At 49.8% G+C, this 18,452-nt stretch carries 15 protein-coding genes and 1 pseudogene; 11 read left to right on the top strand and 5 right to left on the bottom strand.

What is annotated here, in order from left to right; all coding sequences use genetic code 11:
* Nucleotide 1: 1 nt before the first annotated feature.
* Genes ABU190_RS08515 through ABU190_RS08465 form a run of 11 tightly spaced genes read left to right on the top strand, consistent with a single transcriptional unit; the run spans nucleotide 2 to nucleotide 12,352 of the window.
* Nucleotides 2–733, top strand: a complete 732-nt coding sequence (locus ABU190_RS08515; RefSeq protein ID WP_354691020.1) for a phage tail protein — start codon at nucleotides 2–4, stop codon at nucleotides 731–733.
* A 12-nt stretch (nucleotides 734–745) separates the two neighbouring features.
* Complete coding sequence (locus ABU190_RS08510) at nucleotides 746–1,156, top strand: phage minor tail protein G (RefSeq protein ID WP_354691019.1); 411 nt, start codon at nucleotides 746–748, stop codon at nucleotides 1,154–1,156.
* Between the two features lie 50 nt (nucleotides 1,157–1,206).
* Nucleotides 1,207–1,482 (top strand): phage tail assembly protein T, encoded by a 276-nt coding sequence (locus ABU190_RS08505; protein ID WP_354691018.1) that lies wholly within the window; start codon nucleotides 1,207–1,209, stop codon nucleotides 1,480–1,482.
* Nucleotides 1,463–4,036, top strand: coding sequence for a phage tail tape measure protein (locus ABU190_RS08500; protein WP_354691017.1), 2,574 nt, complete (start codon nucleotides 1,463–1,465; stop codon nucleotides 4,034–4,036). The genes ABU190_RS08505 and ABU190_RS08500 overlap by 20 nt, the downstream gene beginning before the upstream one ends.
* 2 nt (nucleotides 4,037–4,038) lie before the next feature.
* The gene (locus ABU190_RS08495) at nucleotides 4,039–4,386 is read left to right on the top strand and encodes a phage tail protein (RefSeq protein WP_354691016.1); all 348 of its coding nucleotides are present in this window, start codon (nucleotides 4,039–4,041) and stop codon (nucleotides 4,384–4,386) included.
* On the top strand, nucleotides 4,383–5,138 hold the full coding sequence (locus tag ABU190_RS08490) for a phage minor tail protein L (protein ID WP_354691015.1): 756 nt from the start codon (nucleotides 4,383–4,385) through the stop codon (nucleotides 5,136–5,138). Before ABU190_RS08495 ends, ABU190_RS08490 begins: the two co-directional genes overlap by 4 nt.
* 1 nt (nucleotide 5,139) lies before the next feature.
* On the top strand, nucleotides 5,140–5,850 hold the full coding sequence (locus ABU190_RS08485; RefSeq protein WP_354691014.1) for a C40 family peptidase: 711 nt from the start codon (nucleotides 5,140–5,142) through the stop codon (nucleotides 5,848–5,850).
* Nucleotides 5,851–5,878: 28 nt separating this feature from the next.
* The gene (locus ABU190_RS08480) at nucleotides 5,879–6,334 is read left to right on the top strand and encodes a hypothetical protein (RefSeq protein ID WP_354691013.1); all 456 of its coding nucleotides are present in this window, start codon (nucleotides 5,879–5,881) and stop codon (nucleotides 6,332–6,334) included.
* Between the two features lie 37 nt (nucleotides 6,335–6,371).
* Nucleotides 6,372–6,950, top strand: a complete 579-nt coding sequence (locus ABU190_RS08475) for a tail assembly protein (protein ID WP_354691202.1) — start codon at nucleotides 6,372–6,374, stop codon at nucleotides 6,948–6,950.
* 51 nt (nucleotides 6,951–7,001) lie between these two features.
* Entirely contained in the window at nucleotides 7,002–11,126 is a 4,125-nt protein-coding gene (locus ABU190_RS08470) for a DUF1983 domain-containing protein (RefSeq protein WP_354691012.1), read from the top strand.
* A 59-nt stretch (nucleotides 11,127–11,185) separates the two neighbouring features.
* Nucleotides 11,186–12,352, top strand: a complete 1,167-nt coding sequence (locus ABU190_RS08465; RefSeq protein ID WP_354691011.1) for a tail fiber domain-containing protein — start codon at nucleotides 11,186–11,188, stop codon at nucleotides 12,350–12,352.
* 656 nt (nucleotides 12,353–13,008) lie between these two features.
* Here ABU190_RS08465 and ABU190_RS08460 read toward each other — a convergent pair.
* From ABU190_RS08460 to ABU190_RS08440, 5 genes and pseudogenes are all read right to left on the bottom strand, one after another.
* Nucleotides 13,009–14,658 (bottom strand): methyl-accepting chemotaxis protein, encoded by a 1,650-nt coding sequence (locus ABU190_RS08460; protein WP_354691010.1) that lies wholly within the window; start codon nucleotides 14,656–14,658, stop codon nucleotides 13,009–13,011.
* Between the two features lie 1,203 nt (nucleotides 14,659–15,861).
* Nucleotides 15,862–16,198: pseudogene (locus ABU190_RS08455) on the bottom strand (integrase core domain-containing protein); the annotation flags it as partial.
* Between the two features lie 28 nt (nucleotides 16,199–16,226).
* Nucleotides 16,227–16,466 carry a DinI-like family protein gene (locus ABU190_RS08450; protein WP_354691009.1) on the bottom strand — a complete coding sequence of 80 codons (240 nt, stop codon included), beginning with the start codon at nucleotides 16,464–16,466 and terminating at the stop codon, nucleotides 16,227–16,229.
* A gap of 11 nt (nucleotides 16,467–16,477) precedes the next feature.
* Nucleotides 16,478–16,747, bottom strand: a complete 270-nt coding sequence (locus ABU190_RS08445; protein ID WP_354691008.1) for a hypothetical protein — start codon at nucleotides 16,745–16,747, stop codon at nucleotides 16,478–16,480.
* A 307-nt stretch (nucleotides 16,748–17,054) separates the two neighbouring features.
* On the bottom strand, nucleotides 17,055–18,239 hold the full coding sequence (locus ABU190_RS08440; protein ID WP_193796217.1) for a nucleoside transporter C-terminal domain-containing protein: 1,185 nt from the start codon (nucleotides 18,237–18,239) through the stop codon (nucleotides 17,055–17,057).
* Between the last annotated feature and the right edge of the window lie 213 nt (nucleotides 18,240–18,452).

Genomic DNA, 18,452 nt, shown 5'->3' with positions numbered 1-18,452 from the left:
TATGGCAACACCTAATCCACTGGCACCCGTTAAAGGTGCCGGGACAACATTCTGGCTGTATACCGGCTCAGGCACAGCAAATCCCCTTATCGATACCGACTGGACGCGCCTGGCTCAGGTCAAGGAACTGACGCCCGGCGAACTGACGGCGGAGAGCTTTGATGATACCTATATCGATGACCCTGATTCTGACTGGACGGCCACCGGACAGGGGCAGAAATCTGCGGGCGACACGTCATTCACCCTGGCCTGGAAACCCGGCGAGCAGGGGCAAATTGCGCTGGCACAGTGGTTTGAAGACGGATCAAAACGTACGTATCGCATCAAATACCCTAACGGTACGGTGGATGTGTTTTACGGGTGGGTCAGCAGCCTGGGTAAGGCGGTGACGAACAAGGAATACATTACCCGCACGGTCAAGGTCACTAACAGTGGTAAACCCTCACTGGCCGAAGACACCACCACCCCGGTCATTGCTGTTTCGGGCGCGTCTTTTGATAAATCGACAGCGGCTGTGGCTGTAGGAGCAACCACGACACTGAACCTGTCCGTTCTGCCTGCCAGTGCGACCGATAAATCATTCCGCCTGGCGTCATCCGACCCGTCAAAAGCGACAGTCAGCGTGGCCGGCAGTGTTGTTACCGTCACGGGTGTTGCAGCCGGGATTGCCGAAATTCTTGCGATTACGAATGACGGCTCGTTCGCGGCTGTCAGCAAAATCACCGTATCCTGATCGGAGTCATGCATGTTTCTGAAAACTCAGCCGCTGGAATACAACGGCGAAACCGTCACGCTTTATGAACTCTCAGCACTGCAGCGTATTGAGTTCATCGGCTATATCGCCGACGTGAATAAAGACGTCCCTGCGGACGACACAGAAGTCAGCCCGGAAGCGCTCAACGGCATCGTGACAACCATCAATGTGAAGATTGGCGCGCGGATCGTCGCTATGTCTCTGTGGCAGAAGGAAGGGCAAAAAGGGCCATCCGTTGATCAACTGCAGGAGGAGGTGCTTTCCGGCTGGCCGTTGCCTGCCATTGGTCAGGCGGATTTTATCGTGCGGGAGCTCTCAGGAATGTTGCCCGTTGCACCTGACGCAGAACCGAATGCCGACACGGAACCCCACTCCCCGGAAAAGCCCACGCCGCAGCCCTGAACTTCGCCCTTAAACTTGCCCGTGAGTTCCGCAGACCTGACTGGCGTGTGATGCTGGCGCAGATGTCCTGCACCGAACTGAGCGAATGGGAGCAATTTTACACCATTGAGTATTTCCAGACGGACCTGATTGATACCCATTTCTCACGCCTGAGCCACCACATCACCGATATGGTCTGCAAAGACCACGGGCTTACCACTGCAGATTTCAGCCTGCTCAATCCCCAGACACGTCCGGCAGCGGACACCGAAACGTCCGACGAGGCCATGATGCTGGCCGCCGAAGGCATTACAGGAGGAACACGTTATGTCCCAGGCGGTGGGTGATCTCATTGTCAATCTGGATTTAAACGACGCGAAATTTACCGAGCGGTATAACTACGTCAAACGGGGGCTGGAAGGGATCGGGTCTGCGGCAAACGATGCGGCACTGGAAGTGCAAAGCGCTTTTACCCGGCAGGAGCTGTATGCGAGAAAAGCCGGAATTTCGATTGGTCAGTACAATGCCGCCATGCGCAGCCTGCCCGCGCAGTTTACTGATATTGCGACGCAGCTTGCTGGCGGCCAGTCTCCGTTTCTGATTCTGCTCCAGCAGGGCGGGCAGATCAAAGACCAGTTCGGTGGCGTAAAAGGCGCGCTGCTGGGTGTTGCTGATTACGCAAAAACGCTGGCCGGGTTTATCACCCCGACCACCCTCGGGATTACTGCGCTGGTATCCGGCGTGGGGCTCCTCGCCTATAACTGGAATCAGGGGCGCTTACAGGCCAGTGCGTATAACCAGGCTATCGCGTCCACCGGGAATATCAGCGGCCAGACCGCCGACAGCCTCGCGCGCATCACCGCCCAGATAGTAAAAAACACTGATGCGGGTAAATCAGCGGTTGCGGCAGCGGTCGCGCAGGCCACCGGACTGGGCCTGACAGTTGATCAGATCCGACAGGTGAGCGAGACGGCTATTCTGCTGTCAAAAAATACGGGAGCCAGCGTAAAAGACCTGGTGGCCGAACTGGGGAAAATCCCCCAGGACCCGCTGAAAGCATTTGTCGATATCAATCAGCAGTATAATTTTGCGAATCTGGCACTGTATGAACAGGTCAGGCATATGGTTGACCTGGGTGATAAAGCCGGCGCCACAAAACTGATCATCGACTCACTTGGTGACAGCCAGAAAAATTTCAAAGACGCCTCCAAGTCAGACCTGGACGATCTGTCGAATTCCTGGCAGGGTCTCATTGAAAAGGTAAAAAATTACAAGTTCTGGAGTGACCGGGTCGCTGATAATGCCACTACGGCTCAACTTCCCGAGTTTCGCCCAGGTACAGGATCGGTAGTGGTTGATGGTATCAACGACACTATGGCCCAGGGGAATAAAGAACGCCAGCAAGCTTTAGATAACCAGATTGAGAAAGAAAACCATCTTGCTGCGATTAAAGAACAGCAACGTAATGCCACTGCTGAATTAAACCGGCAACAGGTCTCGGCAAATATTGAAGCTGATAAATTTCTGGAATCGGCCAGGACAAACGCTCAGATCCGTAACGACCTGCAGACGAAATATCAACGGCAACTTGAACAGGGGCTTATCACACAGGACAAATTCAATAAGCTGACCGCCGCGATCAATGAAAAATATAAGGATCCCAAAACCCCAAAAACAACGGTTCCGGCAGGTGACAAAGCAAGCGACAGGGAAGCGGCTGAACTTATCGCCCTGCAGGCACAGCTTAAAGTGCTGCAGCAGCACACCGGATTAAATGACGTCATCAGTCAGCAGCGTAAAGACCTCTGGAAAACCGAGGCTCAGTTCTCTGTGCTGGAAGAGGCGGCAGGCCAGCGCAAACTTTCAAAAGAGGAAGAATCGCTGCTGGCAAACAAAGCGCGCATTCTTGCCCTTGCACAGCAAAAAGCCCTTTTAGGCGACCAGATCACCGCGCAGGAACAGCTTAACAAGCGGATGGACACCGCGACGAAATACACCAACCAGATGTCGGCGAAGCAGTCGGCATTAACGGATTCTGCGACATTAAGCGACCGCGCCGCCGGGCGTAACCTTGCGTATGCACAACTCAGGAGCGGATGGGAAAATGCCGGGGGCAAGACGACTGACGTCGATTATCAGCGTGAACTCGCCGCATTGAATCAGTATTACGCCGCTGAGGACAGTCTTCGCGGTGACTGGCTCAGCGGGGCTAAAAAGGGGTTCGCCGAGTATCTGGATTCAGCAACAAACGTCTATTCTGCCATGCAGAATGCCGCATCCAGTGCACTTGGCGGCATGAGCGATATGCTGACTGAACTGGTGACCACCGGGAAGACTTCCTTCAAAAGTTTCACCGTTTCCATCCTCAAATCGATTGTTCAAATCACTAATCAGTTGCTGGTGGCCTGGGCCGTTCAGAAAGCCATGGGATGGGTAGCCGGTTCTTTCGATGGCCCGCAGGGCGGTGGAATAGGTAGTCCCAGCTTTGTTGGCCCGGTACAGGCCTGGAAGGGCGGCTATATCCCTGAATACGATGGCGGCGGTTATACCGGACCCGGCGGTAAATTCGAGCCAAAAGGGATTGTTCATGGCGGCGAATTTGTCTTCACCAAAGAATCTACAGCGCGCCTCGGCGTGGGAAACCTTTATCGCCTGATGCGAGGGTATGCCTCTGGCGGGTTCGTCGGGAATGCCACATCGGGCAGTCTGCAGACTGGCGTTAGCGTCTATGCGCCCGTATCTGTCACGACGCCACAATCCTCTCAGGATCAACAGGGTTCGGCAAATGCTGCTGCGCTTGGTCGGGCTTATCAGCAGGTTGTCGACAAATCTATTCGGGAAGGCATTGAAAGAGAATCCCGACCGGGTGGAATGATTTGGGCTCTGACCAAAACGAGGTAAATATGGCTATTGATGCGTTTGCCTGGAAAATTCAGGCATCGGGACAGCCTGCTGTCACCGTCAAAGATAATATCCGTAAGGTTCAGTTTGGTGACGGTTATACGCAGGTAAGTGGAAATGGGCTTAATTCGGAGACCCTGAATTACGCATTTTCCTATACAGGGAATAAAGATACCGCACTTGAAATTTATGCGTTTCTCAGGAGCCATAAAACAAAGTCATTTTCTTTTCAGCCCCCCTATGGGGAACTCGCGTTATGGCGTGTTCAGGCTGACAGCCTGCAACTCATCGTTAAAAGCAAAAAACTAATTTCCATCACTGCAACCTTTGAACAGGCGTTTGCACCATGAGTCTGAATAATGATTATCAAAAACTGGAGCCGGGAAATGAAATCCGGCTTTTTGAAGTTGATGGTACCTCTTTTGGCGTGGGGGCAGTGCTACGATTTCACAGTCACAATATTGCGCATACCCCGGCAGAAATAACTGCAGCAGGTGGTGATGAATCAACGCTTCCGGCTAAATCCATCTGGTGGCAGGGTAACGAATATAAAGCCTGGCCCTGTCAGATTAACGGACTGGAAAAATCGACTACCGGCAGTGGCGCCACGCCAAAACTGACCGTGGCGAACCTTGACGGCTCCATCACTGCGTTGTGTCTTGCCTATGACGACCTGTTGAAAGCGACGGTCACGATACATGACACGCTGGCGCAGTATCTGGATGCGCGTAATTTCCCTTCCGGCAATGCCACGGCAGATCCCACTCAGGAAACCCTGCAGGTCTGGTATATCGACGGGAAAAATACCGAAACATCAGAGGTTATCGAGTTTCGGCTAACCAGCCCGATGGACCTGCAGGGCTTAATGATCCCGACCCGTCAGCTTCATTCTCTCTGCTCCTGGTGTATTCGTGGTAAGTACCGCAGCGGTGATGGCTGTGATTATGCAGGCACGAAATACTTCGACAAAAACAACAACCCGGTGGCAGATCCTTCACTGGACCAGTGCAACGGCACCCTGACCGCCTGCAAACTTCGTTTCGGGGAAAATAACGAACTTTCTTTTGGCGGATTCCCCGGCACGTCACTCATCAGGAGCTGATATGCGTCAGAAAACCATAGACGCCATCATGGCGCATGCCGCCACTGAATATCCCTGTGAGTGTTGCGGCGTGGTCGTGCAAAAAAGCCGAGTCGAACGTTACTTTCCATGCCGCAACCAGGCTAACGAACCCACTGAACATTTTGTTCTGTCCCCGGAGGATTATGCTGCCGCCGAGGATTGGGGAACAGTAACAGCTATTGTGCACAGCCACCCCGATGCGACAACACAGCCCAGCGAACTGGATAAGGCGCAATGCGATTTGATGGCGGTGCCCTGGCACATCGTCAGTTGGCCGGAAGGCGACCTGCGTACAATCAACCCGCGCGGCGAATTGCCGTTGCTGGAGCGGCCTTTTGTGTTGGGGGTTTACGACTGCTGGGGGCTGGTAATGTCCTATTATCGGCAAACCTACGATATCGAATTGCCGGATTACCGTGTTGATTATGCGTGGTGGGAGGACCAGTACCCCGACAATCTATATCAGGATAACTGGCATAAATGCGGGTTCAGGGAAGTGGCTGGTGCCACACAGCCGGGTGATGTTGTGATCATGCAGGTGCAGGCCAACAAATGGAATCACGCCGGGGTACTACTGGAGGGTAACCTGTTGCTCCATCATCTTTATGGGAGGCTCAGTAATCGCACCCCATACGGTGGCTACTGGAGAGAAAGGACAATGAAAGTGCTCCGTTATAAGGACATATGTTAATCTTCAAAAAAATGGAGAGTATTTTTTGATGAAAAAACCATTACTTTTATTATTTGCACTTGCTTGTTGGAACGCTTCCGCAAGACCTTTAATGGAACCTGAGAGACTGGCTGTAGAGAAAGCGATCCGTGAGGAAATGAAGGATCCAGAGACTGCAAAGTTTTATCATCAGGACTATCCATATCCGGGATCTACCCATATGTATTGCGGATATGTTGATGGAAAGAATTCCCATGGGGCTTATGCAGGAAAAGAATTATTTACTGCATTTATTTTTCCTAAAACTGGTAAGCAAGAATTAACCGTAGCGACTTTTGATATTAACTCATCAACAGGGGGGCCTGTAGACCTGAATGTCCTTTCTTCTATGTGTGCGGGCGCGGGTTACGACATACCTGTAAAAAGTATTTTCTTTAAAGGTGTCAATGAGGCCAGGAAAAAGAAAAATATACCGCTTCTTGACAAGAAATATATTAAAGATTAATCAAACCTGCGCTGGCGGGTTTTTTATTGAGGCTGCCATGAAAGAAATAATGACCCGGATTGAACTTGGCGGTGTATTAGGAAAATCCTTCGGTAAAATTCATCACCGCCTGATAAGCACCACTCACGAAGCTACGCGGGCCTTAGCTGCGACAATTCCTGGTTTTGAAAAATTCATGATATCCAGTCAGCGGCGCGGACTTACCTATGCGGTATTCAAAGGTAAAAAAAATATCGGAATGGATGATCTGGGCTTTCCGGTTACCGGAGAAATCATCCGGGTCGTACCGGTTATCATGGGCAGTAAGCGTGGTGGTATCCTTCAGACAATTCTTGGCGCTGTTTTGGTTGTCGTTGGTGTAATTACATATGCCTACGGCGGTGCAGCTCTCGTTGCTGGCGGTGTGGGAATGATGGCCGGAGGGATCGTCCAGATGCTATCTCCGCAGCCAGCGGGATTATCCAGTAAACAGGACGCCGATAACAAAGCATCTTACGCTTTTGGCAGCGTCACGAATACGGCAGCACAGGGATATCCAGTTCCATTGGGCTATGGAAAGCGTCGTATCGGCGGTGCAATTATTTCTGCCGGAATTTACGTTGAAGACCAGCAATAAAAACACCTCAATTTAATAACCGCCGCCTGGCGGTTTTTTTATGGGCGCAATATGGCAAATAAAAAAATTCAGGGGCGCAAGGGCGGCAGCTCCAGCTCCCGTACACCAACAGAACAGCCAGACGATCTCCAGTCGGTCGCAAAAGCGAAAATCCTGCTGGCGCTGGGTGAGGGTGAATTTTCTGGCGGTCTCACCGGGCAGTCTATTTTTCTGGATGGTACGCCGTTACTTAATGCTGACGGTTCGTCAAATTTCAGCGGTGTAACCTGGGAGTTTCGTGCGGGCACACAGGCGCAGCCCTACATTCAGGGGATGCCCGGCAGTGAAAACGAAATTAGCGCAGGCGGCATTACCATTTCCAGCGCAACAGCCTGGACCCGTACATTTACGAATCCCCAGCTTTCTGCAGTTCGCCTGCGCCTTAAATGGCCGTCGATTTTTAAACAGGAAGATGACGGTGACCTGGTCGGTTACAGCATCAACTACGCCATTGATCTGCAGACAAACGGCGGCGCGTTCCAGACGGTAATTAATACCTCAGTCAGCGGTAAAACGACCAGCGGTTACGAACGCAGTCATCGCGTCAATCTGCCAGCCGGTGCCACAACGTGGACGGTTCGACTGCGCAAAATTACGGCAGATGCAAACAGCGCAAAAATCGGCGACACGATGACGCTCCAGAGTTACACGGAGGTTATCGATGCCAAGCTTCGCTATCCCAACACAGCACTGCTCTATATCGAGTTCGACTCCAGCCAGTTTAATGGCTCAGTACCGCAGATTTCCTGCGAACCCTATATGCGTGTTATCCGCGTGCCGGATAATTACGATCCCGTTACGCGTTCATATTCTGGAACATGGCAGGGTGGTTTTAAGTGGGCCTGGACTGATAACCCGGCGTGGATATTTTATGATCTGGTGGTAACCGATCGCTTTGGGCTGGGCGACAGGCTGACGGCAGCTAACATCGATAAATGGATGCTGTATCAGGTTGCGCAGTACTGCGATCAGCTTGTCCCTGACGGGAAAGGCGGTGATGGTCTGGAGCCCCGCTACACCTGCAATGTTTATGTGCAGGATCGCAATGATGCGTATACCGTGCTGCGCGACTTTGCGGCTATTTTCCGGGGGATGACGTACTGGGGCGGAAATCAGATTGTTGCTCTGGCTGATATGCCGCGTGACGTCGATTACAGCTACACCAACGCAAATACCCTTGACGGTAAATTCACATACAGCAGCAGCACTTCAAAAACCCGGTATACCACTGCGCTGGTTTCATACTCAGACCCGGCGAACGGATATGCCGACGCAATGGAACCTGTCTTCGAACAGGATTTGGTCAGACGCTTTGGTTTTAACCAGCTTGAACTGACGGCTATCGGCTGCACCCGACAATCGGAGGCAAACCGTAAGGGGCGCTGGGGCATCCTGACCAATAACAAAGACCGTGTGGTGACTTTCTCTGTTGGTCTTGACGGGAATATCCCACAGCCGGGATACATCATTGCGGTCAGTGACAGGGACCTGGCCGGAAAAGTGACTGGTGGCCGCATCAGCGCAGTAAGCGGTCGGGTACTGACGCTCGACCGTGTACCGGATGCCGTAGCGGGTGATCGCATCATGGTGAACCTCCCGACAGGCGCATCACAAAGCCGCACCATTCAGGCTGTCAGCGGTAATAAAGTCACCGTTTCGACGGTGTTCACTACAACGCCAGAAGCCCATGCGGTGTGGGTGGTTGAGTCAGATTCGCTTTATGCCCAGCAATACCGCGTCGTCAGTGTTACGGAAAACGACGACGGCACGTTCACCATCGTGGGTGCCGCACATGACCCGGATAAATATGCCCGTATCGATACAGGCGCGATTATCGATCAGCGCCCGGTAAGCGTCATCCCGCCGGGTAATCAGTCTGCACCTTCGAATATCGTCATTTCCAGCTACGCCGTTGTGAATCAGGGGATCAGCCTGGAGACAATGCGCGTCAGTTGGGACCAGGCACCAAACGCGATTTCGTATGAGGCCCAGTGGCGGCGTAACGATGGCGACTGGGTGAACGTACCCCGCAGCTCTACCGCGTCGTTTGAGGTGCCAGCCATTTATACCGGACGTTATCTTGCGCGGGTGCGGGCTATTAACGCGGCTGAAATTTCCTCCGGCTGGGGATATTCAACCGAGACAACACTGACCGGGAAAACAGGAAACCCGCCGAAACCTGTCGGTTTCACCGCATCAGACAATGTGGTTTTCGGCATTGAACTGAACTGGGGATTCCCTGCGAACACGGACGACACGCTGAAAACGGAAATTCAGTACAGTGCCACGGGTACGACTGATGATGCTGTTTTGCTGGCGGATGTGCCGTATCCGCTGCGCAAATATCAGCAGATGGGCCTCAAAGCGGGGCAGATTTTCTGGTACCGCGCACAACTGGTGGACAGGACCGGGAACGAGTCGGGTTACACCGGATGGGTGAGGGGGCAGGCCAGTGTTGATGTGTCTGACATCACTGATGCCGTGCTTGAGCAGATCAAGGATACCGAACTGTTCAAGGATCTGATTGAAAATGCCGTGGAGAGCAGTGAAAAAGTTGCTGAACTGGCAGAGGCGGTCAGTCAAAACGCCGACCAACTGGCGGCGGCAGTGGGCGCGAACCGGCAGACGGCAGAGGCCATCATTGGTAATGCACTGGCCATCGCTGATGTTGTCGTAAGGCAGTCGGCGCTGAACGGAGCAAACAGCGCCTCATTCACTCAGTTGCGGGAGGTGATTGTCACCGAAACACAGGCCCGCGTTACGGACGTGACGCGCCTGGAGGCAAAAACCGACCAGAACGCGGCACAGGTAACGCAGCTCACGCAGGCGCTCTCTGACGAGACTCAGGCCCGCGCGACGGCGGTTGATACGCTGACGGCGCAGACGCAGGACAATACCGCTAACGTAACCCAGCTCACACAGGCGGTGTCCACCCTCGACAGCGCTACCGCTTCCCGTTTCGACGAACTGTCAGGGAAAACGGCTAACGCGGCTGGTGGGGTGCAAAACACGGCGGTGGCGCTGATTCAGGAGACGCTGGCGCAGGTTAATACCCGGATGACACTCAGTGCTCAGTATGGCGCAAACAGTGCCGGTATCCAGCGCGTTGATAACGTGATGGTGGACGCGAGCAAAGCCGTTGCGGAATCGTTGAAAACCCTGGATGCGACCGCTGGCGGCAACGCCAATATCACTGATTTTGCGAAAACGATGTCTGATTTTACGCAGACCTCTGCGACGCGGATCAACTCAATGGGCGTCACGGTAAACGGCCAGGCCGCGGCAATTACTACGAACGCCCAGGCAGTAGCGGATATCAACGGCAACCTGAGCGCGATGTACTCGATAAAGGTCGGCCTGGATGTGAACGGGCGTCAGTATGCGGCAGGGATGGGGCTGGGTGTTCAGAATACTCCTTCAGGCATGCAGTCACAGGTTATTTTCCTTGCTGACCGTTTCGCTGTGATGAGCCAGGCTGGTTCAGCCGTCACGCTGCCGTTTGTTATTCAGAACGGCCAGACGTTTATCCGTGACACGTTTATCCAGGACGGGACCATCACCAATGCGAAAATCGGTGCGTATATCCAGTCAAATAACTACGTGGCTGGCTCAGTTGGCTGGCGAATTGGTAAAGATGGCTCATCTGAATTCAGCAATGTCACGGTGCGCGGGACTGTTTATGCGACGGACGGGGAGTTTACCGGGAAAATCAATGCGACCAGCGGCTCGTTTAAGGGCACCGTTCAGGCCGACGCATTTGTTGGCGATGTGGCTAACGCTCAGGTATTCGCCGATACATCACAGGAAAGCAGTTCGGTATCACGCACTTTCACTTACACGGACAGCACCAACAGCAATCTTGATAAGCACGTCACACTGATGGCTGTTTTTCGGGTGACAGGTTCGTCAGGCTCCGCGACGGCGACATTTAACATTGCAGGCCAGACTAAATCGTATTCCGTGTTATCAACCAACACTACCACGGTGTGTTTGATGTTTTCCGCGCGGGTTACAAGCCGTGTCGTTAACTGCTCGATCTCGTTAACTGCGCAGGTGGGTGTTTCGTCCACGGTGACTATTTTCTCACCTACCATGCTTATTGCTCGCGGCGGCGGCGCGTTCGTACAGACTAACTAACCCCAACTCATATAAATATGAAACCCGCCCCGGCGGGTTTTTTTATGTCTGGAGAAAATATGATTTACACAACTGGCACCATAGCCATCAGCGGCAATACGCTGACGGGTATTGGCACGAACTTTACAGCAGCAGGCTCACTGATCCGCGTTGGGTGCACTCTGGTCACGCTGGCAAACCCGGTGCAGGTATTCCAGATAACCGCAATCAACAGCGCAACACAACTTACCGTGACGCCAGCGGCAAACCCGGCAATTGCAGCGGGTACCGCTTACGCCATCCTCCTGAGTGATTCGCTGAGCGTTGACGGACTGGCGCAGAATATCGCTGAGACGCTGACGCTGTATCAGCGGAATATGAGCGGCTTCGCCGACGTGATAAACGGGGCGGGTGACGTTACTATTACGATTAACGGAGTGGCCGTCACGGTTCCCGGCCAGAAGTCGCTGGCAAAAAAAGGGGCGAACTCAGATATCACTTCACTGAACGGGCTAACAACCCCGCTCAGCCAGGGGCAGGGCGGGACGGGATTAACAAGCCCGTTTGGCGCCGTCGCCGGGTCGTTTTGCCAGGGTAATGATTCGCGGCTGAATACAATTAACGGGAAAAGTGGCGGAATCATTACAGGGGACAATTACATTCGTGGCACATCACCTGTCACAACTCCCGCGACGGGGACAGAAACAGTGACCCCATTATTCAGTGCAGGCTGGTCCAGTGGTGTTTATCAGCAGGTACAGGTGATGTTCCATGGTTCGGTGGTCCAGGGAAGCGGTTCGCGCGCCATCATTGCCATTCAGACCAGTTCCTCAGGCAATTTCACACGCTATATTTTTGATCAGAACGGTTCAGCAACAGCGCCAGGAGCGTGGATTTCAAACTCTGATGAGCGCCTGAAAACTGATATTGAACGCATTGCGGACCCGCTGGAAAAAATGAAGATGATCCGTGGTGTTTCCTGGAAACGGCTGGACAGTGTCTCTCCAGGCATCGGGTTCATTGCTCAGGAGGTTCAGTCTGTATTCCCGGATAATGTGTTCGTGACTGGTGACAGAGAGCTGGAAGATGGCACTGTAATTAAAGATGTGCTCAGCCCTGACACTGCTGGGGTTGCAGCAGCGCTGCACCATGAGGCGATTCTGGCTCTGATGGCACAGATAGACGCACTGACCGCACGCGTTGCTGAACTGGAGACAAAAAAATCCGAGGTACCAGCGGCAGAATAATCAACGCGTTATTCAGTGCAAAAAATTGATAGCAAAAATGGTGTTTAGCTGTCAGCCATAAAAAAGCGGGTCTTCTACTGGCACAAAAAAGCCCGTCAGCGTGAAAATGACGGGCTGGACAGAAGTCATCCTGAACACATGCTGCTGTGTGTACAGCATTTAGAGGATAGTTCAGCCACTTCGCTTTTCAAGATTCTTCTCCTGTGTCCCGAACTCTTTTTTCAGTTACAGAATTAATCATCAAAACAGCGCTGCACTGCCCATTATTAACAGAATGAAGGGGTAATGTGCAGACATAAAAAAGCCCGCTCGTCACGGGCAAATCGGTTCTCGAGGAAATTCGCGACAAAAGTCATCGCAAGAGTGAGACTAACACAATAAAGGAACAAAAAAAGCCCGCCAGAATCACATATGGCGGGCCTGGTCAAAAAGTTACTCAAACATCAGAAGAGCGCAATACTACGTGCAGCAGTTAAATCATAATACAGCTTCAATAAGGGCCTGTGGTTTAAATAGTTACTTAAGAAAACAGTCATTCGAACATTCTCCCTGTTTTATGCAACACTCGCTGCATTTACTCCTGCCAGTTTGGTCTGTTCCTAAGTCAGTGCGCCAGTGGGGACCTTCGGTTTTTTCCTTAAGGGCAACGTCAAATATCAGAATGATGCCCAGTTATCACTTGAGAGGGCTGCTTTCGGTATAGGTCGTTTCAGTGGCGGGGATGACACATCCTGTACCATTGACATGGAATGCTGGTCACCCAAGTCGAAAGTGGACACTGCACTTACCAGATTTCGAGCCTGTTCATCCAGAGAGGCCGCAGCAGCAGCAGCCTCATTCACCAGAGCGGCATTCTGTTGAGTCACACCTTCCATTTCCGTCACAGCCTGCCCGATTTGAGCAATACCTCGACTCTGTTCATCGGATGCTGCAGAGATTTCCCCCATCAGATTATGGACGAGAGAAACAGAAGACATAATCTTTTCCATTGCATGACCAGCCTCACGCACCTGGTCTGCGCCCGTACTAACCCGTACAACGGATTCACTGATCAGTTCCTCAATTTCTTTCGCCGCCTGCGCGCTGCGCTGCGCCAGATTTCTAACCTCACCGGCCACCACGGCAAAACCTCTCCCCTGCTCGCCAGCACGTGCTGCTTCGACAGCAGCATTCAGTGCCAGAATATTTGTCTGAAAAGCGATGCCATTTATGACACTGGTGATATCTGCTATTTTACTGGAGCTGTCAGAGATATTTTGCATTGTCGTCACAACGTTGTGGGTTATATCACCGCCCTTACGGGCCACATCATGAGCCTCATTTGATATTAACAGTGCCTGGTGTACATTTTCCGCATTATTTTGTACCGTCGAAGTCAATTCCTCCATACTGGCCGCTGTCTGCTGTAATGCCGCAGCCTGCTGTTCAGTACGGACTGATAGCTCGTCATTTCCTTGTCGTATTTCCCCGGAGCCCGTACGAATAACGGTAGAACTGGTATTAATGACTTGCACTGTGCTGCGCAGATTTTCCTGCATATTATTGATATAAGGAATTAACTGCCCGACGCAGTTACGTCCAAATTCCTCCAGTTTATTGCCCAACTTGCCATGGGTCAATTGTTCTAGATGGTTTTTTATTTTCCCCACGGGTTTTACCAAATATATTACTAGGTATCGGTCACAGAGTAAAAGTACGAGGATACCGGCAACCAAAGCCGACAACAGCGTGTATTTGCTCACGACAATATTATGGCTTACTGTGCCTATAATGTTATCTGATAAAATTGTCTGAGTATATTTCTCTGTCAGTTCGTGAAACGTTGAATTTAGCGGGTGATATGTTCGGAGATAAATCCGCTTAAACTCGTCCATTCGTCCCTCTTTCTGTGCCATAGCCATTGGTATTACAGCCTCATTAAGAAGTTGTGTCCATGACGTAATCACTTGCTGGGTTAGCGTATCTGTGACGCCGGGATGTGGGATCTGGGTAAACTGCTCGAGTGTAGTACGGATATTTTTTATCGATTCCTCTGCAGATCCCAGAGCTTGCTGTGCCTGAGTTACGTCCCCTTCGGTTATCAACTCCCTAACCCGAAACATCTGATTAACTAAGCGCAAAGATTGATCGTTGCCTTCAACAAGCAGGGAATAACTTTTTTTCTGCACGAGATTTTCGTTTAGTAAACTGTTCATGTTTGTGAATGAGTTTACCGAAAGAATAGCCGCACTGCTCCATATCAAAGTAAAGAGCCCTAGAATAATTAGTATCATTTTCCTGATGGTAATATGGTTCAATATTTTCATAAACTACCTCGTTAATCATATAAATATAGAGTGGTTTTTTAGAATAATAAATAATTTTGGCTATTTTTTTTGTTCATCTGAATATAACGCAAAGATAATGTACGGTTCATTATCTTGTTAATTTTAATGCCCCCCGCTTGGAATGTCGTGTAAATTTAGCACTCCGAAATTTTCAAGGGGATTATTATCAAATGAATAATCCTGAAATACATTAACCGTATCGGGAGTATTCCGAAAGCACTCTAATTTATAGACGCTCTCGATAATAATCAAATCACATAATTTCTCAATTTCCTTGAGTTGTATGTCCCATGAAGGGTTAGCATGATTCTGTCAGGAGTATTGTTTATCAGTTTTTACATATTCATACTCTCTATTTTGGAGTGCATCTAAATTAGACTTTCCTGAAAAAATTATCAATCCACAATTGATAATTACGAAACAAAGAGTTCAAAGGGGGAATTATTCTACTTTTCATTAAAGTTAGAATAACTTCTGATCCTCAATGTGAAATAAATGATTTAGCATGATGAAATTAACTATTTTCTTGTCGCAAATCAATAACACACTAACATCACACTCTATATTAGCATGGCTTAATATTTTATTGATTATGAAAAATCTCTATTTTACTGTTGAACAGTAATATCAACTCTTATGAAAGAGTTTTTCTGGTACTGTAATTTTGATACATGGCAGGAAGCGCCCCAAGGGTTGTAAATCGAGTAAAAAACTCAACTATAAAGATAACCCCATTTTTGTTAATAAAATGTTTAGCAACGAAACAGCAGTGCCAATGAAGAATTGCCATGAATTTATTATGCATAATCGTAACCAGTTCTTTTGGATAATATAATGGCGCTATTATTAGATCAATTTAATTGGTCATTCAATCAATATTAAGCGTACAAAACGATGTTAATTCCTATCGAAAAATGAAATTTGATTAGCAATGTTTTAGCATTGCTAAATATACCGTTTAATGTTGCTTCAACAGAATTTTAATTAAAACTAAATTAAATTTTTAGTAATTAATGCATAAAAATCTGGTTTTGACAGGTGTTAGTACTGCTAATAACTAGTATTTAGTATATGATGGCATAAGTTGCATAGTAAATGACATGTAAAGTATGCACTTTTTATATCTGGTTCTTGCGTTTCTTGCTCACGAAGGCATATATGATTCAGCGATGAATGAGGTCAGCACTCGTTATAGTACTTTCGCCAATCAGTAATGATTTTCGGGCATAAAGAATGTACTCATTCAGACATTCATCCTGAGAGCAGCAGTTAAAGCTCCCAATAAATCCGTTCTGCGTTGGCTCACTAGGCCGAATTAAGCACAACTCAAAAACATGTTTGAAGGCCCATTGATCGAGAGCACGACAGGTAAACTCTGGGCTCTAATCGGTTCTTATCGTTGCAGGATAGCTCTAGACAATGTAGTGCTGTCCAGAATGCGTGTCAGATGAACACCCGCAATCACGAATGCAGTGGTGATCGTCAGGCGTTACTTCGTGAAATCATCCACACAGGATAACTTGGATCTTTATCAGGGGGGTTACGCGTTATTCCTCAAGAAGCCAAAATTCAGCCTCTTCAAACATCTCCTCGATCATGCGGTTGAGCCGCTCCTTCTCATTTTTGGTGCAATCGCTGTTCAGCGCGTTCGCCTGCATTGGTTTAACTCTTACATCGGCACCGGGAAAAATCCGGTGCACCCTTTTGGTCAGTTCAGCCAGAATGATGTTTTTGGCGCCGGGTAAATCCTCAACATTTCTCTTGTCGTAAACGAGTTCAACAAACATGGTAGACCTATTTAATTGGTAAATTTTATTGAAGGGTGCTCAATTCCAGCATCAATGTAATCAACGGCTTTCTTTAATTCACGGAAGAGGTTTTCTGCCTGACGTCGGGATAAGCATATTGTTTGATCGGGAAATTCCACGGTTGGCCATGCGGCTACATCGGCCATTGTATCGGTGAAACGAGCATGCAGGAGAACATGCTCGGTCATGGCGCAGTAGCTGATCATGAAATCGGTTAGCTCTGGCATCGCGCCTACGTTTGATTTCTTGCTTTTATCCACTTCAAACTCTCCCTATAGGGCTGTTTGGATATACAGTATTTTTCTCTGAGTATATCCAATGTATTGCCGATGTCCATTCTTTTAGATTGTGTGTTTTTGTTTCATTTTTTTACAAATAGAAAAGCCTCAGACCGTGAAATCTGAGGCTTTTTGAAAGTGCACGTGCATTTCAAGTGCATTTTTTTGTCTATTTTGTGTCTGGTTGCTGTCTAGTCTTATTCAGTAACCCATTGATTATTATATCTACGTACTGTCGCTGTCCTGCTATTTTGAGTGGTCAAAGCGGGTGTGAAGCCCGCCGTGAGAATTAAAGCACAACGCCTGCAAAAGCGGCGGAAAGCAGACTCACCAGCGTTGCACCATAGACCAGGCGCAAACCGAAGCGTGAGACGACATTCCCCTGCTGCTCGTTAAGCCCTTTAATGGCGCCCGCCACGATGCCGATAGAGGCGAAGTTGGCGAACGACACCAGGAAGACGGAGAGGATCCCAAGCCCGCGCGGCGTCATTTCAGCGGCAACTTTCTGCAGTTCGATCATCGCCACAAACTCGTTAGCCACCAGTTTGGTCGCCATAATGCTGCCCGCATGCAGAGCATCCGAAAGCGGAATGCCGACCAGCCATGCCAGTGGGTAGAACACATAGCCAAGAATTTGCTGGAAGCTGATGCCAAACAGGGCAGAGAAGAGGGCATTGACCGCGCTAATCAGGGCAATAAAGCCAATCAGCATGGCCAGGATAATCATCGCCACTTTGAAACCGGCCAGAATATATTCCCCCAGCATCTCAAAGAAACTTTGTGATTCGTGGAGTTTTTCCAGCTTAATTTCCGGTTCGGCTTCCGGGCGCGTCGGGTTAATGACTGACAGAATAATAAAGGTGCTGAACATATTAAGGATTAACGCCGCCACCACATATTTGGCATCCAGCATCGTCATATAGGCGCCGACAATCGACAGCGATACCGTCGACATTGCGGTTGCGGCCATGGTGAACAGACGACGTGAGGACAGGTCGGCCAGAATCCCTTTGTAGGCAATGAAGTTTTCCGACTGGCCAAGGATCAGCGAGCTGACCGCGTTAAACGACTCCAGCTTGCCCATGCCGTTGAGTTTTGACAGCAGCGTGCCGATAAGACGAATAAAAATCGGCAGAATACGCCAGTGCTGCAAAATACCGATCAGCGCGGAAATAAAGACGATAGGGCACAGAACGCCGAGGAAAATAAACGCCAGCCCTTTTTCACTCATCCCACCAAAGACAAAACTGGTGCCTTCACCTGCAAATTTGAGCAGTGTTTCAAAAAAGCCAGAGACATATTTAATCAGCGTCAGTCCGCTTTGCGCATGCAAAAAGAACCATGCCAGCGCCAGTTCAATAACCACTAATTGCAGAATAAAGCGCACGCGAACTTTGCGGCGGTCAAAGCTGGTGAGCCATGCCAGAGCCAGAATGACGACCAGAGCCAGCAGAAAATGTAGGAAGTTGATCATGTCGAAAATTGTGCAGGTAATTGGGGCGCTCATTTAGCCACAGCCCGTATACTCAGTAAACAAAAAGTTAATGATTTGTAAGCTAACTTTTTGCCATATACCTTCTGATTCTGCATAACAGCCGTTTCGATCAGCCTTAGTTTGCGACCCGGTTACATCCTTTCATTATTCAGATTAATTTTCGCTTGAGTTTCTTTTTTCCGTAATGATAAT

Source organism: Phytobacter sp. RSE-02, from assembly GCF_040578655.1.
Lineage (GTDB): Bacteria > Pseudomonadota > Gammaproteobacteria > Enterobacterales > Enterobacteriaceae > Phytobacter > Phytobacter diazotrophicus.
Note: the sequence above shows the minus strand (reverse complement) of the source record. Positions and strands in the feature narration are given on the sequence as shown.